Origin of the sequence: Pseudomonas sp. GL-R-19 (genome assembly GCF_019956375.1) — a bacterium.
In the GTDB taxonomy this organism is placed as follows: Bacteria; Pseudomonadota; Gammaproteobacteria; order Pseudomonadales; family Pseudomonadaceae; genus Aquipseudomonas.
Genome location: NZ_JAHBDJ010000088.1, coordinates 180,857 through 202,658 on the forward strand (window position 1 = coordinate 180,857; position 21,802 = coordinate 202,658).

Consider the following 21,802-nt stretch of genomic DNA (forward strand, 5'->3'; position numbering starts at 1 on the left):
AGGCGCCCCGCGTCATAAACGGGCGGCGTGATGCTGAACAAATATCCTCTGTGGAAATACATTCTGATCCTGGCGGTGCTGGCGGTCGGTCTGATTTATTCCGCTCCCAATCTTTATCCTGATGACCCGGCCATTCAGGTCAGCGGTGCCAGCACGGCGCTGCAGGTCAATCAGGCTGATCTGGACCGTGTGAGCGCTGCGCTCAAGGAATCCGGGATCAACGTCAAGGCTGCCACCCTGGCTGCCGGCGGCAAGGGCGGACTGATTCGCCTGACCAAGGCTGAAGACCAGCTGCCGGCCAAGGACGTAGTGCGCAAGGCATTGGGTGATGACTACGTCGTTGCATTGAACCTGGCACAAACCACCCCGCAATGGCTGCGCAACCTCGCTGCGCACCCGATGAAGCTGGGTCTGGACTTGTCCGGTGGTGTGCACTTCCTGCTGGAAGTGGACATGGAAAAAGCCCTCGATGCACGCCTGAAAGTCTACGAAGGCGACGTCAAGAGCCTGCTGCGTAAAGAGAAGCTGCGCTATCGCAGTCTGCCGCAACTGGGCGGTGCCATCCAGCTGGGCTTCGCTGATGAAGACAGCCGCGAACAGGCTCGTTCGATCATCCGCAAGAACTTCAACGATTTCGACATTGTTCCGGCCGACCTCAATGGTCAACCGGTGCTGCGTCTGGCGATGACCCCGGCCAAGCTGGCGGAAATCCGCGAATACTCCATCAAGCAGAACTTGACCACGGTGCGTAACCGCGTCAACGAGCTGGGTGTTGCCGAACCGATCGTTCAGCGCCAGGGCGCCAACCGCATCGTGGTTGAGCTGCCGGGCGTGCAGGACACCGCCGAAGCCAAGCGTATCCTCGGCAAGACGGCCAACCTGGAGTTCCGTCTGGCTGCTGAGCCGGGTGCTTCGAAAGCCACTTCCGAGGAATTCGAGTTCCGTGAGGGCAAGCGTCCTCCTGCGCTGATCGAGCGTGGCCTGATCATCACCGGTGACCAGGTGACCGACGCCAAGGCTGGCTTCGGCGAGCATGGCACACCGGAAGTGAACATCCGTCTGGACGGTCACGGCGGCGAGCTGATGAACCGTGCGACCCGTTCGAACGTCGGTCGCAGCATGGCGGTGATCTTCATCGAGCAACGTCCGATCACCACTTACACCAAGCAGATGGTCAACGGCGTCGAGAAAGACGTGCCGGTCCAGACCTTCAAGGAAGAGAAGAAGATCATCAGCCTGGCGACCATCCAGTCGCCGCTGGGTGCGCAGTTCCGCATTACCGGCCTGAACGGTCAGGGCGAGTCGTCCGAGCTGGCGCTGCTGCTGCGTGCCGGTGGTCTGGCTGCACCGATGTACTTCGCTGAAGAACGCACCATCGGCCCAAGCCTGGGTGCCGACAACATCACCAAGGGTATCGATGCATCGCTGTGGGGCATGCTGTTCGTCTCGCTGTTCATCATGGCCATCTACCGCTTCTTCGGCTTGATCGCCACCGTCGCTCTGGCGGTGAACATGGTGATGCTGCTGGCCCTGATGTCGCTGCTGGGTGCAACGCTGACCCTGCCGGGTATCGCCGGTATCGTGTTGACCATGGGTATGGCGGTCGACGCCAACGTGCTGATCTTCTCGCGGATCCGTGAAGAGATCGCCGCCGGCATGACCGTGCAGCGCGCAATCAACGAAGGCTTCGGCCGGGCATTCACCGCGATTCTCGACGCCAACCTGACCACCTTGCTGGTCGGCGGCATCCTCTTTGCCATGGGCACCGGCCCGGTCAAGGGCTTCGCAGTGACCATGTCCCTCGGGATCTTTACCTCGATGTTCACGGCCATCATGGTGACCCGCGCGATGGTCAACCTGATCTTCGGCGGTCGTGACTTCAAGAAGTTGTGGATTTAAGGGGCTGCCATGTTACGTACAATCAACTTCATGGGCGTTCGCAACTTTGCGTTCGGCGTCACATTGTTCCTTACGGCACTGGCAATATTCAGTGTCTTCCATAAGGGCATGAACTGGGGCCTGGACTTCACCGGCGGTACGCTCATCGAGCTGACCTACGAGCGTCCAGCCGATGTCACCAAGGTGCGTGAGCAGCTGGTGACCGCGGGTTATCACGAAGCCATCGTGCAGAACTTCGGTGCGACCACCGATTTGCTGGTGCGCATGCCTGGCGAAGACCCGCAACTGGGTCACCAGGTCGCCGAAGCCTTGCAGAAGGTGGGCGGCGAGAACCCGGCGACGGTCAAGCGTGTCGAGTTCGTCGGCCCGCAGGTGGGTGAAGAGCTGCGCGACCAGGGCGGCCTCGGCATGCTGATGGCGCTGGGCGGTATCCTGATCTACCTGGCGTTCCGCTTTCAGTGGAAGTTTGCGGTCGGTGCGATCGTATCCTTGATCCACGACGTGATCGTGACTGTCGGTATCCTGTCGTTCTTCCAGATCACCTTCGACCTGACGGTGCTGGCAGCGGTACTGGCGATCATCGGTTACTCGCTCAACGACACCATCGTGGTATTCGACCGGGTTCGCGAGAACTTCCGTGTACTGCGCAAGGCCAGCCTGATCGAGAACATCAACATCTCGACCACGCAAACCCTGTTGCGGACCATGGCGACTTCGATCTCCACCTTGCTGGCGATCGCGGCCCTGCTGTTCTTCGGTGGCGACAACCTGTTCGGTTTCTCCATTGCCCTGTTCATCGGTGTTCTGGCGGGTACTTACTCGTCGATCTACATCGCGAACGTGGTGCTGATCTGGCTGAACCTGAGCACTGAAGACCTGATTCCTCCGGCCAATACCGAGAAGGAAGTCGACGACCGTCCTTGAGGGAGCAATCCTTAAGCGATGTAGTCCAAAAAGGCGCGAGTTGAACTCGCGCCTTTTTTTGTGCTCCAAGGCTGGGAGAAGCGCGGACACGTTCCGCATGTGATGGTCCAGGAGGTTCATGTGAACAAGTCGATGCTGGTTGGTGCTGTACTGGGTGCTGTCGGTGTAACTGCCGGGGGTGCTGTGGCCACCTACAGCCTGGTTAAAAGCGGCCCGGAGTACGCACAAGTACTCGCCGTTGAGCCGGTCAAGACACAAATCAAGACTCCACGTGAAGTGTGCAAGGATGTAACGGTCACCCGGCAGGCGCCGGTGAAAGATCAACATCAGATCGCCGGTACGGTGGTCGGTGCATTGGCAGGTGGTCTGCTGGGTAACCAGGTTGGTGGTGGTACCGGCAAGAAGATCGCCACGGTCGCGGGCGCTGTCGGTGGTGGTTATGCCGGCAACAAGGTGCAGGAAGGCATGCAAGAGCGTGATACCTACACCACCACCCAGACCCGCTGTAACACGGTTAACGACATCAGTGACAAGGTTGTAGGTTACGACGTGCAGTATTCGCTGGATGGCAAGGAGGGCAAGGTGCGCATGGATCGTGATCCAGGCAACCAGATTCCGGTGGATAAGGAAGGCAAGCTGATCTTGTCGGAGAATCAGGCGGCTCAGTGATCTGCTGATGCCGGATTAAAAAAGAAGCACCCTGCGGGGTGCTTTTTTTTGTGCCTGCCATTTCTGCACCGCCACCAATCCCTGTAGGAGCGAGCTTGCTCGCGAAGAACCCAAAGGCACCGCGTTCATCCAGAATGCCCGCGTTATCGTTGACGACCATCGCGAGCGAGCTCGCTCCTACAGTGGGGTTGTGGTGTTATCGAGGGTGAATTCCAGGCATAAAAAAAGCACCCCGAAGGGTGCTTTCTCTGTCGCTGGAAGCTTAGCGCTTCAGCGAGGCTGGCAGGTGCGGCTGGATCGCCGTCAAAACTGCCTTGAAGCATTTGGTGTTGCCGGCAACGACGTGGCCTTTCTCAAGGAAGTCGTGACCGCCGGTGAAGTCGCTCACCAGGCCGCCAGCTTCCTGGATCAGCAGGGCGCCTGCAGCCATGTCCCACTCGGACAGGCCCGACTCCCAGAAGGCGTCGAAACGGCCGGCGGCCACGTAGGCCAGGTCCAGGCTCGCCGAACCTGCGCGGCGGATGCCGGCGGTCTGGCCAACCAGGGCGCGGAACATGCCCAGGTAGTTGTCGAGGTTGTCCATCTGGTCGTCACGGAACGGGAAGCCGGTACCCAGCAGGGCGCCGTCCAGGCTGGTGCGGCCGCTGACGCGCAGGCGACGACCGTTCAGTTGAGCGCCGCGACCACGGCTGGCGGTGAATTCTTCCTGGCGAACCGGGTCCAGGACAACGGCGTGCTCAAGACGACCGCGGTATTTGCAGGCGATGCTGACAGCGAAATGAGGAATGCCGCGCAGGAAGTTGGTGGTGCCGTCCAGCGGATCGATGATCCACAGGTATTCTTCGCCTTCGATGCCGGTGCCGGCGTGCATGCCGGTTTCTTCACCCAGGATCGAGTGATTCGGGTAGGCCTTGCGCAGGGCGTCGATGATTTTCTGTTCGGCGGCGCGATCCACCTCGGATACGTAATCCTTGGCGTCTTTTTCGTCGACCTTGATGGTATCCAGGCGCTCGATGGAGCGGAAGATCAATTCACTGGCGCTGCGGGCGGCGCGCAGCGCGATATTCAGCATGGGCTGCATGGATGTGTCACCTAAGGTTGTTAAAGAAAGCCGGGCATTCTATCAGAAAGTTTCTACAGGAGAAGGACGACGTTCGCTTTCATGGCTTAACGGTTGCTACAGCTGTAAGATTCCGCTCCCGATTATCGTGTTCGAGAGCGCCTCCCTTGCTGCAAAACATTCGTGTCGTCCTGGTCAATACCAGCCATCCGGGCAATATCGGCGGGGCTGCGCGTGCCATGAAGAACATGGGCCTGTCGCGGCTGGTGCTGGTCGAACCGCGCCTGTTCCCGCACCACGAGGCCGATGCCCGTGCTTCCGGTGCCGGCGACATCCTTGAAAATGCGCAAGTCGTCGCCACCTTGGAAGATGCCTTGGTCGGCTGCAATCTGGTGCTCGGTACCAGTGCCCGCGACCGACGGATTCCCTGGCCGCTGCTCGACCCCCGCGAATGCGGAGCGAAAGTGGTCGAGGAAGCCGGGCAGGGTGCCCAAATCGCTCTGGTGTTCGGTCGTGAAGACTCCGGCCTGACCAATGAAGAACTGCAGCGATGTCATTATCACGTGCACATTCCATCGGACCCTGAGTTCAGCTCGCTGAACCTGGGGGCGGCGGTGCAGGTGTTGGGTTATGAAGTGCGTATGTCCTGGCTGGCCGCCCAAGGTCAGCCGAGCAAGGTCGAGAAGGAGGAAGTGGCCTCGGTCAAAAGCGCTGAGCTTGCGACCATGGATGAGCTGGAGCGATTCTATGAGCACCTGGAGCAGACCCTGGTGGCCATCGAATTCCTCGATCCGGAAAAGCCACGGCACTTGATGGCGCGCCTGCGCCGGTTGTACGGACGCAGCTCGGTCAGCCGGGCGGAAATGAATATTTTGCGTGGCATCCTCACGGAAACCCAGAAAGCGGCCCGTGGTGAGCTCCTTAAACGGAAGGATTAATGATGTTCGAGCGTTTGCGTGAAGATATCCAGAGCGTATTCCACCGAGACCCGGCGGCGCGTAACGCTTTTGAAGTCCTGACTTGCTACCCCGGCATGCATGCCATCTGGATTCACCGTTTGTCGGCGATGCTGTGGCGCGCGGACCTGAAATGGCTGGCGCGGCTGGTGTCGAACTTCGGTCGCTGGTTGACCGGGATCGAGATTCATCCGGGGGCCAAGGTCGGTCGTCGTTTCTTTATTGACCATGGCATGGGCATTGTCATCGGTGAAACGGCGGAAATCGGCGATGACGTGACCATTTATCAGGGCGTGACCCTCGGTGGTACCAGCTGGAATAAAGGCAAGCGCCACCCGACGCTGGGTGATGGTGTCGTTGTCGGTGCCGGCGCCAAGGTGCTCGGCCCGTTCACTGTCGGTGCGGGTGCGAAGGTCGGTTCCAATGCCGTGGTGACCAAAGAGGTGCCGCCGGGCGCCACTGTGGTGGGGATTCCGGGGCGGATCATCGTCAAGCCCGACGAAGAGCAGGACGCCAAGCGCAAGGCCATGGCCGAGAAGATCGGTTTTGATGCCTATGGCGTGACTGAAGACATGCCGGACCCGGTGGCACGTGCCATTAACCAGTTGCTCGATCATCTGCAGGCGGTCGATGGGCGTCTGGAGGGGATGTGCGGAGCCTTGAAGGATCTGGGCAGTAATTACTGTGCGAAAGATCTGCCTGAGCTGCGCGAAGAAGACTTCGCTTGTGTGAAGGACAAAGACGAAAGTAAAGCCGGCTGATGTCCCGTAGGAGCTGCCGAAGGCCGCGATCTTTTGATCTTTAAAAGAGCAAGATCAAAAGATCGCGGCCTTCGGCAGCTCCTACACAGGTCGTAATCAGGTAATGGCAGAGCGCTGACCGGTGTGCCATTAAGCCGCAGACCCTGCTATGATTCCGCCGCTCTTTTGCCACTAAACCCGACTAAAGCACTAGGTCTTATAGTTGACTTAATTACTCGGGAATTGCATACTCGCCTCATTCCGAACTCCGTGGTAATTGTCCATGCGACTGACTACAAAAGGCCGATACGCCGTGACCGCCATGCTTGACCTGGCGTTGCACGCGCAGCACGGGCCCGTGTCCCTGGCCGATATCTCCGAGCGCCAAGGCATCTCCCTGTCTTACCTCGAACAGCTTTTCGCCAAGCTGCGTCGCAGCAATCTGGTGTCCAGTGTGCGTGGCCCAGGCGGCGGCTACCAGCTGTCCCGCGACATGCAGGGCATCCAGGTCGCCCAGGTGATCGATGCGGTAAACGAATCGGTCGATGCCACCAAGTGCCAGGGCCAGGGCGATTGCCATCAAGGCGACACCTGCCTGACTCACCACTTGTGGTGCGATCTGAGCCTGCAGATTCACGAATTTTTGAGCGGTATCAGCTTGGCTGATCTTGTCACTCGCCGTGAGGTGCAAGAAGTAGCCCAGCGTCAGGACCAGCGCCGTTGCAACAGCAAGGTGCCACGCCTGGACAAGATTGAAGCGTCCGCCGTCGAATGACAGCCGAAGAGCTAGCGGCACGCCAGCCAGCCTGATTTAGGAGATAGTCCATGAAATTGCCGATTTACCTTGATTACTCTGCGACCACCCCGGTTGATCCGCGTGTCGCGCAAAAAATGAGTGAATGCCTGCTGGTCGACGGAAACTTCGGTAACCCGGCGTCCCGTTCCCACGTGTTCGGCTGGAAAGCCGAAGAGTCCGTCGAAAACGCCCGTCGTCAGGTCGCTGATCTGGTCAACGCCGACCCGCGTGAAATCGTCTGGACCTCCGGTGCCACCGAGTCCGACAACCTGGCAATCAAGGGTGCGGCGCATTTCTATGCCACCAAGGGCAAACACCTGATCACCACCAAGATCGAGCACAAGGCTGTCCTCGACACCATGCGCCAACTGGAGCGTGAAGGTTTCGAAGTGACCTACATCGAGCCTCGCACCGATGGCCTGGTGACCCCGGAGATGGTCGAAGCCGAACTGCGCGACGACACGATCCTGGTGTCGGTCATGCACGTGAACAACGAAATCGGCACCATCAACGACATCGCAGCGATCGGCGAACTGACCCGTTCCAGGGGCATCCTGTTCCATGTCGACGCCGCTCAGTCCACCGGCAAGGTCGACATCGACCTTTCGAAGCTGAAAGTCGACATGATGTCCTTCTCCGCCCACAAGACCTACGGTCCTAAAGGCATCGGCGCCCTGTACGTAAGCCGCAAGCCGCGCGTACGTATCGAGGCGACCATGCACGGTGGCGGCCACGAGCGCGGCATGCGTTCCGGCACCCTGGCGACCCACCAGATCGTCGGCATGGGCGAAGCTTTCCGCGTAGCCAAGGAAGACATGGCTGCCGAGAACGCGCGCATCAAGGCGTTGAGCGACCGTTTCTACAAGCAGGTCGAGCACCTGGAAGAGCTGTACGTCAACGGCAGCATGACCGCCCGCGTTCCGCACAACCTGAACCTGAGCTTCAACTACGTTGAAGGCGAGTCGCTGATCATGGCGCTCAAGGACCTGGCGGTTTCGTCCGGTTCGGCCTGCACCTCGGCGTCCCTTGAGCCTTCGTACGTACTGCGTGCCCTGGGCCGCAACGACGAACTGGCACACAGCTCGATCCGTTTCACCTTCGGCCGTTTCACCACCGAAGAAGAAATCGACTACGCCGCGCAGAAAGTCTGCGAGGCCGTTATCAAGCTGCGCGCCCTGTCGCCGCTGTGGGATATGTACAAAGACGGCGTCGATATCTCGAAGATCGAGTGGGCGGCACACTAACTATAGAAGCCGCCGGATACAGGTCCTGTAGCAACGCGGCGATAGACGCAGCGTAACTGCAGGGCCTCAAGAGCGGCCCTGATGAGTGAGGATTGAGAATCATGTCTTACAGCGAAAAGGTCATCGACCACTACGAAAACCCGCGTAACGTCGGCAAGATGGACGCGGAAGATCCTGATGTCGGCACCGGCATGGTCGGCGCGCCGGCTTGCGGCGACGTCATGCGCCTGCAGATCAAGGTCAACGACGCCGGCATCATCGAAGATGCCAAGTTCAAGACCTACGGCTGCGGTTCGGCCATCGCTTCCAGCTCCCTCGCCACCGAGTGGATGAAGGGCAAGACCCTGGACGAAGCGGAAACCATCAAGAACACTCAGCTGGCTGAAGAGCTGGCCCTGCCGCCAGTGAAAATCCACTGCTCGGTACTCGCTGAAGACGCCATCAAGGCCGCCGTTCGCGACTACAAGCAGAAGAAAGGCTTGATCTGATTTTCGAGTTTTGGCGACGAGTAAGGAGTCACCGATGGCTATCAGCATGACAGAAGCGGCTGCTCGACACGTGCGGCGCTCCCTCGACGGGCGCGGCAAAGGTGAAGGGATTCGTCTGGGTGTTCGCACCACAGGCTGTTCCGGTCTTGCCTACGTGCTGGAGTTTGTCGACGAGGTGGTTGCAGAGGATCAAGTGTTCGAAAGTCACGGTGAAAAAGTGATTATCGACCCGAAAAGCCTGGCCTACCTGGACGGCACCGAGCTCGATTTCGTCAAGGAAGGGTTGAACGAAGGCTTCAAGTTCAACAACCCCAACGTACGCGGTGAATGTGGCTGCGGCGAAAGCTTCAACATCTGAGGCTTGTCGTGGGAACTCCTTGTCATTTCGCTTTATTCGAGCTGCAACCGAGTTTCGATCTGGACCTCGATCAGCTGGCTACGCGCTACCGTGAGTTGGCGCGCAGTGTTCATCCGGACCGCTTTGCTGATGCTTCCGAGCGTGAGCAGCGGTTGGCGCTGGAGCATTCCGCGAGCCTCAACGAGGCCTACCAGACGCTCAAGAGTCCACCCAAGCGCGCGCGTTACCTGCTCGCCTTGAATGGTGGCGAGCTGCCGCTGGAGGTCACGGTGCATGATCCGGAGTTCCTTCTGCAGCAGATGGAGTTGCGTGAAGAGCTCGAAGACCTGCAGGACAGCGCCGACCTCAATGGTGTTGCCGTCTTCAAGCGTCGCCTGAAGGCTGCCCAGGATGTACTGAACCAAAGCTTCGCGGCTTGCTGGAATGATGCAGCGCAACGTGAACAGGCCGAACGCCTGATGCGGCGCATGCAGTTCCTCGACAAGCTCACCTACGAAGTGCGCCAGTTAGAAGAGCGCCTCGACGATTAACCCAGTGCCGCTCCGGTCGCACGCCTGATATACAGATAAGTCCTGATAACGATGGCCCTACTGCAGATCGCCGAACCCGGCCAAAGTCCTCAACCGCACCAGCGTCGTCTGGCTGTGGGGATCGACTTGGGCACTACCAATTCGCTGGTCGCTGCATTGCGCAGTGGTCTTTCCGAGCCACTTGCCGACGCAGAAGGGCGGGTCATCCTGCCGTCTGCCGTGCGCTACCACGCCGATCGCGTCGAGGTCGGCGAATCCGCCAAACTGGCCGCCGCTACCGACCCCCTGAATACTGTGCTGTCGGTCAAGCGCTTGATGGGTCGTGGTCTGTCCGACGTCAAGCAACTGGGCGATCAGTTGCCGTACCGCTTTGTCGATGGCGAGTCGCACATGCCGTTCATCGACACGATCCAGGGCCCGAAAAGCCCGGTCGAAGTCTCCGCCGATATCCTCAAGGTCCTGCGTCAGCGCGCTGAAGCGACCTTGGGTGGCGAATTGGTTGGCGCGGTGATTACCGTTCCGGCCTATTTCGATGATGCTCAGCGTCAAGCCACCAAGGATGCGGCCAAGCTGGCCGGATTGAACGTGCTGCGTTTGCTCAATGAGCCAACCGCCGCCGCGGTCGCTTACGGTCTGGACCAGCACGCCGAAGGCCTGGTCGCGATTTATGACCTGGGCGGCGGCACTTTCGATATTTCGATTCTGCGCCTGACCGGCGGTGTCTTCGAAGTGCTGGCTACCGGCGGCGACAGTGCGCTGGGTGGCGATGACTTCGACCATGCGATCGCTGGCTGGATCATCGAGAGCGCTGGTCTGTCCGCCGACCTCGATCCGGGTACGCAACGCAACTTGCTGCAAACCGCCTGTGCGGCCAAGGAAGCCCTGACCAATGTTGCGGCTGTTGAAGTTGCCTATGGCGACTGGAAAGCCGAGCTGACCCGTGAAGCCTTCAATACGCTGATCGAGCCGATGGTCGCTCGCAGCCTGAAAGCCTGCCGTCGTGCGGTGCGTGATTCCGGTATCGAGCTGGACGACGTGCATGCCGTGGTCATGGTGGGTGGTTCGACTCGCGTTCCTCGCGTTCGCGATGCCGTCGCCGAAGCTTTCGGTCGCCAGCCGCTGACTGAAATCGATCCGGATCAAGTGGTGGCCATCGGTGCTGCGATCCAGGCCGATACCCTGGCCGGTAACAAGCGCGATGGCAGCGAATTGCTGCTGCTGGATGTGATTCCGTTGTCCCTGGGGCTGGAAACCATGGGCGGCCTGATGGAGAAGGTGATTCCGCGCAACACCACCATCCCCGTCGCCCGCGCCCAGGACTTCACCACTTACAAAGACGGCCAGTCGGCCATGGCGATACACGTGTTGCAGGGCGAGCGCGAGCTGATCAGCGACTGCCGCTCCCTGGCACGCTTCGAGCTGCGCGGGATTCCGGCGATGGTGGCCGGTGCGGCGAAGATTCGCGTGACCTTCCAGGTCGATGCCGACGGTCTGCTCAGCGTTTCCGCCCGCGAACTGGGTTCGGGCGTCGAGGCCAGCATCCAGGTCAAACCGTCCTACGGCCTGACCGACGGCGAAATCGCCAAGATGCTCAAGGATTCGTTCCAGCACGCCAACGACGACAAGGTTGCCCGCGTATTGCGTGAGCAGCAGGTCGATGCGCAGCGCCTGATCGAAGCGGTACAGGCGGCTCTGGAGGCGGATGGCGAGCGTTTGCTCGACGCCGACGAGCGCATGGTCATCGAGTTGCAGATGCAGGAACTGAGCGAATTGATGAAAGGTGCCGATGGTTACGCCATCGAGCAGCAGACCAAGCGTCTGTCGCAAGTGACCGATGCCTTTGCCGCCCGCCGCCTGGATTCGACGGTGAAAGCCGCACTGGCGGGGCGCAACCTGAATGAGATTGAGGAATAACGATGCCGCAGGTCATTTTTCTGCCACACGAAAAGTTTTGCCCGGAAGGCATGGTCGTGGAGGCTGAGACGGGTATTTCCATTCTCGAGCTGGCCCATGAGCACCATATCGAGATGGAAAGTGCCTGTGGCGGCGTCTGCGCCTGCACCACCTGCCACTGCATCATCCGCGAGGGTTTCGACTCGCTGGAAGAGGCTGACGAGCTGGAGGAAGACTATCTTGACAGGGCCTGGGGGCTGGAGGCTCAGTCGCGTCTGGGCTGTCAGGCGAAAGTCGGGACTGAAGACCTGACCGTCGAAATTCCGAAGTACTCGGTCAACCATGCAGCCGAAGCGCCGCACTGATTCAAGGAATTGTCATGAAACTCAAGTGGACTGATGTGCTGGAGATCGCGATCCAGCTGGCTGAAAGCAAGCCCGACGTGGACCCTGTGTCGGTCAACTTCGTCGATCTGCGTAATTGGGTGATGGAATTGCCCGATTTCGACGATCTGCCTGAGCATTGTGGCGAGAAGATCCTGGAGGCCATTCAGGCCCACTGGATCGAAGAACGCGACTGAGCCACGCCGCAGGTTAGGCAATACCCGAGAACCCGCGTATAATTCGCGGGTTTAATTTTTCGTAAATTACCGTTTCTGGAGTTACACCATGGCTGTTCAACGTACTTTCTCCATCATCAAGCCTGACGCCGTTGCAAAAAACGTGATCGGCGAGATCACCACTCGTTTCGAAAAAGCTGGCCTGCGCGTTGTAGCTTCGAAACTGAAGCAACTGTCCAAAGCCGAAGCTGAAGGCTTCTACGCTGAGCACAGCGCTCGTGGTTTCTTCAACGACCTGGTTGCTTTCATGATCTCCGGTCCGGTTGTCGTTCAGGTTCTGGAAGGCGAGAACGCTATCGCTCTGAATCGTGAGCTGATGGGCGCTACCAACCCTAAAGAAGCTGCTCCTGGCACCATCCGTGCTGACTTCGCTGACTCCATCGACGCCAACGCTGTACACGGTTCGGACTCCGAAGCCGCTGCCGCTCGCGAAATCGCATACTTCTTCGCAGCTACTGAAGTAACCACTCGCTAAGCATTGGCTTAAGAGTGAAGGTGAATCCATGACTACATCGACTGTAAAAACTAACCTGCTGGGTCTGACTCAGCTGGAAATGGAAAAATTCTTCGACTCAATCGGGGAGAAGCGTTTCCGTGCCGGTCAGGTAATGAAATGGATTCACCACTTTGGTGTCGATGATTTCGATGCCATGACGAACGTCAGCAAGGTTTTGCGCGAAAAGCTCAAGGCTGTTGCCGAGGTCCGTGGTCCCGAAGTGGTCAGCGAGGACATTTCCAGCGACGGCACCCGTAAATGGGTGGTGCGCGTGGCGTCCGGCAGTTGCGTCGAGACCGTATACATTCCCCAGGGCAAACGCGGCACCTTGTGCGTTTCGTCCCAGGCAGGCTGTGCCCTGGATTGCAGTTTCTGCTCCACCGGCAAGCAAGGCTTCAATAGCAACCTCACCGCCGCCGAAGTCATCGGCCAGGTGTGGATTGCCAACAAATCCTTTGGCAGCGTCCCGGCAACCGTCGACCGTGCCATCACCAACGTGGTGATGATGGGCATGGGTGAGCCGCTGCTGAACTTCGACAACGTCGTCGCGGCCATGCATTTGATGATGGACGACCTGGGCTACGGCATTTCCAAGCGCCGTGTGACCCTGTCGACCTCCGGCGTGGTGCCGATGATCGATGAGCTCTCCAAGCACATCGACGTCTCCCTGGCGTTGTCCCTGCACGCACCGAATGACGCATTGCGTAACCAATTGGTGCCGATCAACAAGAAGTATCCGCTTAAGATGCTGCTCGAGTCGTGCCAGCGCTACATGTCGAACCTCGGCGAAAAGCGCGTGCTGACCATTGAGTACACCTTGCTCAAAGACATCAATGACAAGGTCGAGCACGCGGTGGAAATGATCGAGCTGCTGAAGAACATCCCGTGCAAGATCAACCTGATCCCGTTCAACCCGTTCCCGCATTCCGGGTACGAGCGTCCGAGCAATAACGCGATTCGTCGTTTCCAGGATCAGCTTCATCATGCCGGTTTCAACGTCACCGTCCGCACCACCCGCGGTGAAGACATCGACGCCGCCTGTGGTCAATTGGTAGGGCAGGTGCTGGATCGCACCCGTCGCAGCGAACGTTATATCGCCGTGCGCGAGTTGAACGCCGACAGCGATCTGGCGACGAACGCTGCGAACAACAACTAAGAGAGGATCTCTATGTCCCTGCGCTTTGCGCTGCTTTTGCTGTTGGCCAGCCTGTGTGCTGGCTGCGTGCTTTCGGGCGACTACAACCCGATGAAGACCAGCAAGGGCCGTGATGAAGCGCGGGAGGCGTACGTTCAGTTGGGTATCGGGTATTTGCAGCAGGGGATGACCGAGCGCGCCAAGGTCCCGCTGAAAAAAGCCTTGGAGCTGGATAGTTCCGACCCTGATGCCAACGCGGCGCTGGGGCTGGTGTTCCAGGCCGAGATGGAGCCGGAACTTGCCGATGAACATTTCCGCAAGGCACTGTCTTCCCGTCCCGCCGATGCACGAATCCTCAATAACTACGGCAGTTTTTTGTTCGAGCAGAAACGTTACAAGGAAGCCTACGAGCGCTTTGAGCAAGCCGCCGCCGATACCCTGTATCCTGAGCGTTCACGGGTATTCGAAAACCTCGGCATGACCGCTGCGATGCTTGGTCAGCGCGATCTGGCCCGCCAGCAACTGGAAAAAGCCCTGCGCCTGAACCGTCAGCAACCTCGCGCATTGCTGGAAATGGCTGAGTTGTCTTACGAAGACAGGCATTATGTGCCCGCGCATGACTATTACGACCGTTTTAGCCAGCTCTCCGAACAAAATGCACGTAGTCTATTGCTCGGCATTCGGCTGGCAAAAGTGTTTGAAGACCGCGACAAGGCCGCAAGTAAGGGCCTGCAACTAAAAAGACTCTATCCCGGTACGCCGGAATATCAGCAATACCTGTCGGAGCAATGATGAAAGCGGCGCATCCTGAAGTTGTAGCAGCGAATCGCGTTAACCCCGGTGAGATTTTGCGCCAGGCCCGCGAAAGCAATGGCTGGTCGCTGGCCGAAGTGGCCCTCAAGCTCAACCTCACCACCACTTCCCTGAGCAATCTGGAAGCCGGCGCTTTCGACAAGCTGCCCGGGCATACTTTTGCCCGTGGTTATATTCGTACCTATGCCAAATTGCTCGGCATGGACCAGGCCGTACTGGTCCAGCAATTCGACCAATCCACCGGTACCGATTCCCAGGGCAGCAGTGTTCACAGCCTGGGTCGTATCGAAGAACCGGTCCGGGTCTCCCACACCATCCTGCGAATCGTCAGCCTGCTGTTGCTGATCGCGGTGATCGGTGGCGGTTTCGTCTGGTGGCAGGATCAGACCTCGATGCGTACCAAGGACCTGATCGGGCTGGTTCCGGAACACGTTGAAGTCGAAGGCGCCGACGGTACTACGCAGATTCATCCACTGGACGAGCCAGAAGACCAGGCTGTCGTGGAAGGTCAGACCGAAGGCGGAACCGTCCTCGTGCTGCCACAGGCCGACACTGCGGCTCAAGTGCCGGCGGATGCTCAGGCGACTGCGCCGGCCGTCCCTGCAGCGCCGGCAACACCCGCCGCACCCGCTCACAATCCGGCGCCAGTTGTCGCGGCGCCAGTGACGCCGGCAACGCCAGCGCCGGCGGTGCCTGCTGTCCCGGCCCCGGTCGTGACTGCTCCGGCAGCCCCGAGCGCGCAGGCTCCAGCGGTAACCGCACCAGTGGCCGGTCAAGGCCAGGTTCAAGTGCAGTTCACCGCCGATTGCTGGACACAAGTGACCGACGGTAGCGGCAAGGTACTGTTCAGTGGTCTCAAGCGCAAAGGCACCAGCCTGGCATTCAATGGTAAACCACCATTTACCGTGCGCCTGGGCTTTGCCCGCGGCGCTCAGGTCAGCTACAACGGCCAGCCGGTTGATGTCGCTCCGTTCACCAGTGGCGAGACTGCTCGCCTGAAGTTGGGTCAATAAGTCATGCACGGCGAATCTCCAATCAAACGTCGCGAATCCCGCAAGATCTGGGTCGGTAACGTGCCTGTTGGCGGCGATGCACCTATCGCTGTGCAGAGCATGACCAACAGCGACACCAACGATGTCGCGGCCACTGTCGCGCAAATCAATCGTCTGGAAGCGGCCGGCGTCGATATCGTGCGGGTCTCCGTACCGGACATGGACGCCGCCGAAGCCTTCGGCAAGATCAAGCAACTGGTCAAGGTGCCCTTGGTAGCCGACATTCACTTCGATTACCGGATCGCTTTGCGCGTAGCTGAACTGGGTGTCGATTGCCTGCGGATCAACCCGGGCAACATCGGCCGCGAAGACCGCGTGCGTGCGGTGGTGGATGCCGCCCGTGACCGCGGGATCCCGATCCGTATCGGCGTGAACGCCGGTTCCCTGGAAAAGGACCTGCAAAAGAAATACGGCGAGCCGACCCCGGCTGCACTGGTCGAGTCTGCCTTGCGTCACGTCGAGCACCTTGAACGCCTGAACTTCCAGGATTTCAAGGTCAGCGTGAAAGCATCCGACGTGTTCATGGCCGTCGAAGCCTACCGCCTGCTGGCCAAGGAAATCGTCCAGCCGCTGCACCTGGGCATCACTGAAGCCGGTGGTTTGCGTTCAGGCACGGTGAAATCCGCTGTGGGCCTCGGTATGCTGCTCGCCGAAGGGATTGGCGATACTATCCGCATCTCGTTGGCGGCCGACCCGGTCGAGGAAGTGAAAGTCGGCTACGACATTCTCAAATCCCTGCACCTGCGGTCCCGTGGCATCAACTTCATCGCCTGCCCGAGCTGCTCGCGGCAGAATTTCGATGTGGTCAAGACCATGAACGAGCTGGAAGGGCGCCTCGAAGACTTGCTGGTACCGCTGGATGTCGCGGTCATCGGTTGCGTGGTCAACGGCCCGGGCGAAGCCAAGGAAGCCCATATCGGCTTGACCGGCGGTACGCCGAACCTGATTTACATCGACGGCAAGCCGTCGCAGAAACTGACGAATGACAATCTGGTGGATGAGCTGGAACGCTTGATCCGCCAGAAAGCGGCTGAAAAGGTCGAAGCTGACGCTGCCGTTATTGCGCGCGGCTAAGCCTGGCTAAAAAGAGCCGAACGAATTAAGGAATTTAAGTGAGCAAGTCTCTGCAAGCCATTCGTGGCATGAATGACATCCTGCCCGAACAGACTCCCCTGTGGCGTCATTTCGAAGGCACCGTTTCGCGTCTGCTGGATAACTACGGTTACAAGCAGATCCGCATGCCGATCGTCGAGTTCACCGAACTGTTCAAGCGTTCCATCGGTGAAGTGACCGACATCGTCGAAAAAGAGATGTACACCTTCGACGACCGCAACGGCGACTCCCTGACCCTGCGCCCTGAAGGCACGGCGGCCTGTGTGCGCGCAGTGCTGGAACACGGGATCACCGGCGGTGGCCAGGTTCAGAAACTCTGGTACATCGGCCCGATGTTCCGCCACGAACGTCCGCAGAAAGGCCGTTATCGCCAGTTCCACCAGATCGGTGTCGAAGTGTTCAACCTCGACGGTCCGGACATCGACGCCGAGCTGATCGTGCTGACCTGGCGCCTGTGGGGTGAACTGGGTATTCGCGATGCGGTAAAACTCGAGCTCAACAGCCTGGGTACCAGCGAATCCCGCGGCCGTTATCGCGAGGCACTGGTCGAGTTCCTGTCCCGGCATCTGGACAAGCTCGACGAAGACAGCCAGCGTCGCCTGAAAACCAACCCGCTGCGGGTTCTTGATACCAAGAACGCCGATACCCAGGCGGTATTGGTCGATGCGCCGAAAATGGCCGACTACCTCGACGAAGAGTCCCGCGTGCATTTCGAGGGCCTCAAGGCTCGCCTGGACGCCGCCGGCATTCCTTACGTGATCAACCCTAAGCTGGTTCGCGGGCTGGATTACTACAGCAAGACCGTTTTCGAGTGGGTCACTGACAAGCTCGGCGCCCAGGGCACCGTATGTGCCGGTGGCCGTTACGACGGCCTGGTGGAGCAGATGGGCGGCAAGCCGACCGCTGGTGTTGGTTTTGCCATGGGTATCGAACGCCTGGTGCTGCTGCTGGAAACCCTGGAGCAGATCCCGCAGGAGATCTCTCGTCAGGTCGATGTCTACCTCTGTGCCTTCGGTGAAGCCGCCGAGCTGGCTGGCCTGACCCTGGCGGAGCGCGTACGTGATCAGTTGCCCAACCTGCGCCTGCAAGTGAATGCCGGTGCCGGCAGTTTCAAAAGCCAGTTCAAGAAAGCCGACAAGAGCGGCGCGCTGTATGCGCTGATCCTCGGTGACGACGAAATGGACCGGCAAGTGGTAGGTTTCAAACCCCTGCGAGGCCAGGGCGAACAACAAAGCATTGCCTGGGATGCGCTTGCCGCGCACCTGGCCACCTGCGTCGTGCAGGGTTGAAGCTGTCTAAACAGCCGAATTAGCGATTAAGGAGTATTGGGGTGTCGAGTACCGAAGACGAACATGTGGCGGAATTGAAGGAATGGTGGTCACGCAACGGTAAGCCCCTGGTCACTGGCGGCCTGTTGGCGCTGGTCATCGTGTTCGGCTGGCAGGCGTTCCACAAGTATCAGAGCAACCAGTCGCAAGGCGCCTCGATGCTCTATCAGCAGTTGCTCGAAACCACGCTGACGCCTGACGGCAAGCCTGATGCGGCCCGCGTTTCGGACCTGGCCCGCAAGCTCAACAGCGAGTTCGGCGGCAGCGCCTACGCGCAGTACGGCAGCCTGTTCGTGGCCAAGGTTGCGGTCGACAGCGGCAAGCTGGACGACGCGGCCAGCGAGCTCAAAGCCATTGTCGACAAACCGGCCAACCCGGCGCTGGGCGAAATCGCCCGTCAGCGTCTGGCCCAGGTACTCGGCGCGCAGAACAAGGCCGACGAAGCACTGAAGCTGCTCGAAGGCGATACCGACAAGGCATTCCTGGCCACTCGCGAAGAGCTCAAGGGCGACCTGCTGGTGCAGTTGGGTCGTACCGATGAGGCGAGCGCGGCGTATCAAAAAGCCAAGGCGGCACTGTCGGATGAAGCGGCGGTCGGTGGCCTGCAAATCAAGCTGGACGACCTGGCCAAAGGGGATGCGTGACGTGATTCGTTGGAAACATGCAGCATTGCTGGCCCTGGCCTTGTTGGCCGCGGGTTGCAGCAGCAACAGCAAAAAAGAATTGCCTCCGGCCGAACTGGTCGACTTCAAGGAAGAAGTGGTTCTGCACAAGCAGTGGAGTCGTTCGATCGGTGACGGTCAGGGCGAAACCTACAACATGCTGGTTCCGGCCATCGATGGCGATACCATCTATGCCGCCGACGTCACTGGCGTGTTGATGGCGATGGACCGCAACACGGGCGACGTCAAATGGAAGAAAGATCTCGAGCTGCCTGTCTCCGGCGCCGTTGGCGTAGGTTACGGTCTGGTCACCATCGGTACGCTCAAGGGTGAAATCGTTGCCCTGGACGCTATCAACGGTGAAGAGAAGTGGCGCGCTCGCGTGTCCAGCGAAGTACTGGCTCCGCCAGCCAACAACGGTGACGTTGTGGTGGTTCAGACACAGGACGATCGCCTGATCGGCCTGGATGCCTCCACCGGTAACCGTCGCTGGATCTATGACAGCACCCCTGCGGTACTGACCCTGCGCGGTACCAGTGCGCCGATCGTGACCAACCGCCTTGCGGTGGCTGGCCTGTCGACCGGTAAAGTGGTTGCCGTGGATATCTCCAACGGCGTACCGGTGTGGGAACAGCGCGTAGCGATCCCGCAAGGTCGTTCGGAGCTGGAGCGTGTGGTCGATATCGACGGTGGCTTGCTGCTGTCGGGCGAGACGCTGTATGTCGCCAGCTATCAGGGGCGCGTTGCCGCTCTGGACCTGCAAAGCGGCCGTCAGCTCTGGCAGCGTGATGCTTCCAGCTACGCCGGTGTCGCCCAGGGTTTGGGCACCGTTTATGTGAGCCTGTCTTCGGGCACCGTTGAAGGCGTCGACGAGCGTTCCACCACAGCCTTGTGGAGCAACGATTCGCTGGCCCGTCGTCAACTGTCGGCCCCGGAAGTGTTCTCCAGCTACGTTGCAGTCGGTGACCTGGAAGGTTACCTGCACCTGCTGAGTCAGGTGGACGGTCGTTTCGTCGGCCGCGAGCGCATCGACAGCGACGGCCTGCGTGCCCGACCGCTGGTGATGGGTGACACGATTTATGTATATGGCAACAGCGGCAAACTGGAAGCCCTGACCATCAAGTAACAACTATGCTTGGGGTTAACCACCCCAGGCTGCTTCACTTGTGGCTATGAATGTGGGAGCGAGCCTGCTCGCGATGGACGTCAACGATTACGTTTGCGTCCTGAATAAACGCGGTGTCCTGGCGTTTTTCGCGAGCAGGCTCGCTCCCACAGACAAGCGCGCAGTGTTGCCCCGAGCACCAGCCGCTGCCACGCAGCGGCTTTTGTATTTTCTGAAATAACGAAGTGGAGAGCCGCATGGTTCCCGTAATCGCCCTGGTGGGCCGACCAAACGTCGGCAAGTCCACCTTGTTCAACCGCCTGACCAGGACTCGTGATGCCATCGTCGGCGACTTGTCCGGTCTGACCCGTGATCGCCAGTACGGTGAGGCCAAGTGGCAAGGGCGTTCCTACATTCTGGTCGACACCGGTGGTATCTCCGGTGACGAGCACGGTATGGACGAAAAAATGGCCGAGCAATCGCTGCTGGCCATTGAAGAAGCGGATGTAGTGCTGTTCCTGGTAGATGCCAAGGCCGGTTTTACCGCCGCCGACCAGATGATCGCCGAGCATTTGCGCAAACGTAACAAGCGTTCCTATGTGGTTGCCAACAAGGTCGACAACATCGACCCTGAAATGGCCCGCGCCGAATTCGCTCCGTTGGGCATGGGACACGCGATCCCGATCGCTGGCGCTCATGGTCGTGGCATTACTCAGATGCTGGAAATCGCCCTGAGCGAATTCCCGAAAGACGAAGAAGAGCCGGAAGAAGGCGAGGAAGAAGACGTCGCCGAAGGCGAGGAAGCCAAGCGCATTCCTGGCCCAAGCGAAAAAGACGGGATCAAGATCGCGATCATCGGCCGTCCGAACGTCGGCAAGTCGACCCTGGTCAACCGCATGCTCGGCGAAGATCGGGTCATCGTCTACGACCAGCCCGGCACCACCCGCGACAGTATCTACATCCCGTTCGAGCGTAACGACGAGAAGTACACGCTGATCGACACCGCCGGTGTGCGCAAGCGCGGCAAGATCCACGAAGAAGTCGAAAAGTTCTCCGTGGTCAAAACCCTGCAAGCGATCAAAGACGCCAACGTGGTGATCTTCGTGATGGACGCCCGCGAAGGCGTGGTGGACCACGACCTCAACCTGCTGGGCTTTGCCCTCGAGGCCGGTCGTGCATTGGTCATCGCGATCAACAAGTGGGACGGCATGACGCCGAGCGAGCGCGACTTCGTCAAGATCGAGTTGCAGCGTCGCCTGTTCTTCGTCGAGTTTGCCGATATTCACTTTATCTCGGCACTGCACGGCACCGGCGTGGGCAACCTCTACGCCTCGGTACAGAACTCGTTCAAATCCGCAGTAACCCGCTGGCCGACCAACCGCCTGACCCAGATCCTGGAAGATGCAGTCGGTGAGCACGCCCCTCCGATGGTCAACAACCGCCGGATCAAGCTGCGTTATGCCCACTTGGGTGGTGCGAACCCGCCGATCATCGTGATTCACGGCAACCAGATCGAGAAGGTGCCGAAGTCCTATGTGCGTTATCTGGAAAACACGTACCGCCGTGTGCTGAAGCTGGTCGGTACGCCGATCCGCATCGAGTTCAAGGGTGGCGAGAACCCGTACGAAGGCAACAAGAACACGCTCACCGACCGTCAGGTCAACAAGAAGCGTCGCTTGATGTCGCACCACAAGAAAGCCGACAAGAAGCGCCGCGACAAGAAGTGATTCATCACTTCATGTAGGGGCTCGGCGATAAGAAGGGTGCTCACCAGAGCGCCCTTTTTTTATGGGCGTGTCCCGTCCTGAATAAGGTTTACACCTTCTGACCCATTCTCAGGAGGAAGTAATGAACACGGGTGAAAGGCGCAGTCAGCGCGACTACACGTTGACCTTTAAATTGTCGGTCGTCGATCAGGTCGA

23 protein-coding genes are annotated in these 21,802 nt (G+C 59.4%); 22 read left to right on the forward strand and 1 reads right to left on the reverse strand.

All coding sequences use genetic code 11. From position 1 onward, the window contains the following. Positions 1-30 precede the first annotated feature (30 nt). From secD to KGA83_RS28745, 3 genes are all read left to right on the forward strand, one after another. Positions 31-1,899 (forward strand): protein translocase subunit SecD, encoded by a 1,869-nt coding sequence (gene secD, locus KGA83_RS28735; RefSeq protein ID WP_108216508.1) that lies wholly within the window; start codon positions 31-33, stop codon positions 1,897-1,899. 9 nt (positions 1,900-1,908) lie between these two features. Further along, positions 1,909-2,823, forward strand: a complete 915-nt coding sequence (gene secF, locus KGA83_RS28740) for a protein translocase subunit SecF (RefSeq protein ID WP_108216509.1) — start codon at positions 1,909-1,911, stop codon at positions 2,821-2,823. Between the two features lie 120 nt (positions 2,824-2,943). Next, on the forward strand, positions 2,944-3,492 hold the full coding sequence (locus tag KGA83_RS28745) for a glycine zipper 2TM domain-containing protein (protein WP_108216510.1): 549 nt from the start codon (positions 2,944-2,946) through the stop codon (positions 3,490-3,492). A gap of 262 nt (positions 3,493-3,754) precedes the next feature. Here the strand turns inward: KGA83_RS28745 and suhB are convergent, their stop codons facing one another. Further along, entirely contained in the window at positions 3,755-4,573 is an 819-nt protein-coding gene (gene suhB / locus KGA83_RS28750) for an inositol-phosphate phosphatase (RefSeq protein ID WP_008053258.1), read from the reverse strand. 146 nt (positions 4,574-4,719) lie between these two features. Here suhB and trmJ point away from each other — a divergent pair, with 146 nt between their 5' ends. From trmJ to der, 19 genes are all read left to right on the forward strand, one after another. After that, positions 4,720-5,490: a tRNA (cytosine(32)/uridine(32)-2'-O)-methyltransferase TrmJ gene (gene trmJ, locus KGA83_RS28755; protein WP_108216511.1), complete on the forward strand. Its 771-nt coding sequence runs from the start codon at positions 4,720-4,722 to the stop codon at positions 5,488-5,490. 2 nt (positions 5,491-5,492) lie between these two features. Beyond that, on the forward strand, positions 5,493-6,269 hold the full coding sequence (gene cysE, locus KGA83_RS28760) for a serine O-acetyltransferase (protein ID WP_108216512.1): 777 nt from the start codon (positions 5,493-5,495) through the stop codon (positions 6,267-6,269). Positions 6,270-6,531: 262 nt separating this feature from the next. Continuing rightward, positions 6,532-7,023, forward strand: coding sequence for a Fe-S cluster assembly transcriptional regulator IscR (gene iscR / locus KGA83_RS28765; protein WP_007974010.1), 492 nt, complete (start codon positions 6,532-6,534; stop codon positions 7,021-7,023). A gap of 50 nt (positions 7,024-7,073) precedes the next feature. Further along, a complete protein-coding gene (locus KGA83_RS28770; RefSeq protein ID WP_223531441.1) occupies positions 7,074-8,288 on the forward strand; it encodes an IscS subfamily cysteine desulfurase in 1,215 nt (404 codons plus the stop codon). A 101-nt stretch (positions 8,289-8,389) separates the two neighbouring features. Then, the gene (gene iscU, locus KGA83_RS28775) at positions 8,390-8,776 is read left to right on the forward strand and encodes a Fe-S cluster assembly scaffold IscU (protein WP_007982746.1); all 387 of its coding nucleotides are present in this window, start codon (positions 8,390-8,392) and stop codon (positions 8,774-8,776) included. 34 nt (positions 8,777-8,810) lie between these two features. Continuing rightward, a complete protein-coding gene (gene iscA / locus KGA83_RS28780; RefSeq protein ID WP_003227904.1) occupies positions 8,811-9,134 on the forward strand; it encodes an iron-sulfur cluster assembly protein IscA in 324 nt (107 codons plus the stop codon). Positions 9,135-9,142: 8 nt separating this feature from the next. Beyond that, positions 9,143-9,664 (forward strand): co-chaperone HscB, encoded by a 522-nt coding sequence (hscB, locus tag KGA83_RS28785; RefSeq protein ID WP_108216514.1) that lies wholly within the window; start codon positions 9,143-9,145, stop codon positions 9,662-9,664. A 51-nt stretch (positions 9,665-9,715) separates the two neighbouring features. Next, the gene (gene hscA, locus KGA83_RS28790) at positions 9,716-11,578 is read left to right on the forward strand and encodes a Fe-S protein assembly chaperone HscA (protein ID WP_223531442.1); all 1,863 of its coding nucleotides are present in this window, start codon (positions 9,716-9,718) and stop codon (positions 11,576-11,578) included. A gap of 2 nt (positions 11,579-11,580) precedes the next feature. Then, positions 11,581-11,922, forward strand: coding sequence for an ISC system 2Fe-2S type ferredoxin (gene fdx / locus KGA83_RS28795; protein WP_108216516.1), 342 nt, complete (start codon positions 11,581-11,583; stop codon positions 11,920-11,922). 14 nt (positions 11,923-11,936) lie between these two features. Next, a complete protein-coding gene (iscX, locus tag KGA83_RS28800) occupies positions 11,937-12,137 on the forward strand; it encodes a Fe-S cluster assembly protein IscX (protein WP_108216517.1) in 201 nt (66 codons plus the stop codon). Positions 12,138-12,225: 88 nt separating this feature from the next. Next, positions 12,226-12,651 carry a nucleoside-diphosphate kinase gene (gene ndk / locus KGA83_RS28805; RefSeq protein WP_108216518.1) on the forward strand — a complete coding sequence of 142 codons (426 nt, stop codon included), beginning with the start codon at positions 12,226-12,228 and terminating at the stop codon, positions 12,649-12,651. A gap of 28 nt (positions 12,652-12,679) precedes the next feature. After that, positions 12,680-13,828, forward strand: a complete 1,149-nt coding sequence (gene rlmN / locus KGA83_RS28810; RefSeq protein WP_108216519.1) for a 23S rRNA (adenine(2503)-C(2))-methyltransferase RlmN — start codon at positions 12,680-12,682, stop codon at positions 13,826-13,828. A 12-nt stretch (positions 13,829-13,840) separates the two neighbouring features. Continuing rightward, a complete protein-coding gene (gene pilW / locus KGA83_RS28815; protein WP_108216520.1) occupies positions 13,841-14,599 on the forward strand; it encodes a type IV pilus biogenesis/stability protein PilW in 759 nt (252 codons plus the stop codon). Further along, the gene (locus tag KGA83_RS28820; RefSeq protein WP_223531443.1) at positions 14,599-15,633 is read left to right on the forward strand and encodes a helix-turn-helix domain-containing protein; all 1,035 of its coding nucleotides are present in this window, start codon (positions 14,599-14,601) and stop codon (positions 15,631-15,633) included. The genes pilW and KGA83_RS28820 overlap by 1 nt, the downstream gene beginning before the upstream one ends. Before the next feature lie 3 nt (positions 15,634-15,636). After that, on the forward strand, positions 15,637-16,746 hold the full coding sequence (gene ispG / locus KGA83_RS28825; RefSeq protein WP_003185136.1) for a flavodoxin-dependent (E)-4-hydroxy-3-methylbut-2-enyl-diphosphate synthase: 1,110 nt from the start codon (positions 15,637-15,639) through the stop codon (positions 16,744-16,746). A gap of 38 nt (positions 16,747-16,784) precedes the next feature. Next, on the forward strand, positions 16,785-18,074 hold the full coding sequence (hisS, locus tag KGA83_RS28830) for a histidine--tRNA ligase (protein ID WP_108216522.1): 1,290 nt from the start codon (positions 16,785-16,787) through the stop codon (positions 18,072-18,074). Positions 18,075-18,115: 41 nt separating this feature from the next. Beyond that, a complete protein-coding gene (locus KGA83_RS28835; RefSeq protein WP_108216523.1) occupies positions 18,116-18,757 on the forward strand; it encodes a tetratricopeptide repeat protein in 642 nt (213 codons plus the stop codon). After that, the gene (gene bamB / locus KGA83_RS28840) at positions 18,750-19,901 is read left to right on the forward strand and encodes an outer membrane protein assembly factor BamB (protein ID WP_108216524.1); all 1,152 of its coding nucleotides are present in this window, start codon (positions 18,750-18,752) and stop codon (positions 19,899-19,901) included. The genes KGA83_RS28835 and bamB overlap by 8 nt, the downstream gene beginning before the upstream one ends. Positions 19,902-20,137: 236 nt before the next feature. Next, positions 20,138-21,607: a ribosome biogenesis GTPase Der gene (der, locus tag KGA83_RS28845; protein WP_108216525.1), complete on the forward strand. Its 1,470-nt coding sequence runs from the start codon at positions 20,138-20,140 to the stop codon at positions 21,605-21,607. The last annotated feature ends 195 nt before the right edge of the window (positions 21,608-21,802 follow it).

What these genes read in the sequence shown, in the direction of transcription:
- secD (WP_108216508.1), top strand. Translation starts at nt 31, where the DNA reads ATGCTGAACAAATATCCTCTGTGGAAATACATTCTGATCCTGGCGGTG.
- secF (WP_108216509.1), top strand. Translation starts at nt 1,909, where the DNA reads ATGTTACGTACAATCAACTTCATGGGCGTTCGCAACTTTGCGTTCGGC.
- suhB (WP_008053258.1), bottom strand. Translation starts at nt 4,573, where the DNA reads ATGCAGCCCATGCTGAATATCGCGCTGCGCGCCGCCCGCAGCGCCAGT.
- cysE (WP_108216512.1), top strand. Translation starts at nt 5,493, where the DNA reads ATGTTCGAGCGTTTGCGTGAAGATATCCAGAGCGTATTCCACCGAGAC.
- iscR (WP_007974010.1), top strand. Translation starts at nt 6,532, where the DNA reads ATGCGACTGACTACAAAAGGCCGATACGCCGTGACCGCCATGCTTGAC.
- KGA83_RS28770 (WP_223531441.1), top strand. Translation starts at nt 7,074, where the DNA reads ATGAAATTGCCGATTTACCTTGATTACTCTGCGACCACCCCGGTTGAT.
- iscU (WP_007982746.1), top strand. Translation starts at nt 8,390, where the DNA reads ATGTCTTACAGCGAAAAGGTCATCGACCACTACGAAAACCCGCGTAAC.
- iscA (WP_003227904.1), top strand. Translation starts at nt 8,811, where the DNA reads ATGGCTATCAGCATGACAGAAGCGGCTGCTCGACACGTGCGGCGCTCC.
- hscA (WP_223531442.1), top strand. Translation starts at nt 9,716, where the DNA reads ATGGCCCTACTGCAGATCGCCGAACCCGGCCAAAGTCCTCAACCGCAC.
- fdx (WP_108216516.1), top strand. Translation starts at nt 11,581, where the DNA reads ATGCCGCAGGTCATTTTTCTGCCACACGAAAAGTTTTGCCCGGAAGGC.
- iscX (WP_108216517.1), top strand. Translation starts at nt 11,937, where the DNA reads ATGAAACTCAAGTGGACTGATGTGCTGGAGATCGCGATCCAGCTGGCT.
- ndk (WP_108216518.1), top strand. Translation starts at nt 12,226, where the DNA reads ATGGCTGTTCAACGTACTTTCTCCATCATCAAGCCTGACGCCGTTGCA.
- rlmN (WP_108216519.1), top strand. Translation starts at nt 12,680, where the DNA reads ATGACTACATCGACTGTAAAAACTAACCTGCTGGGTCTGACTCAGCTG.
- pilW (WP_108216520.1), top strand. Translation starts at nt 13,841, where the DNA reads ATGTCCCTGCGCTTTGCGCTGCTTTTGCTGTTGGCCAGCCTGTGTGCT.
- KGA83_RS28820 (WP_223531443.1), top strand. Translation starts at nt 14,599, where the DNA reads ATGAAAGCGGCGCATCCTGAAGTTGTAGCAGCGAATCGCGTTAACCCC.
- ispG (WP_003185136.1), top strand. Translation starts at nt 15,637, where the DNA reads ATGCACGGCGAATCTCCAATCAAACGTCGCGAATCCCGCAAGATCTGG.
- bamB (WP_108216524.1), top strand. Translation starts at nt 18,750, where the DNA reads ATGCGTGACGTGATTCGTTGGAAACATGCAGCATTGCTGGCCCTGGCC.
- der (WP_108216525.1), top strand. Translation starts at nt 20,138, where the DNA reads ATGGTTCCCGTAATCGCCCTGGTGGGCCGACCAAACGTCGGCAAGTCC.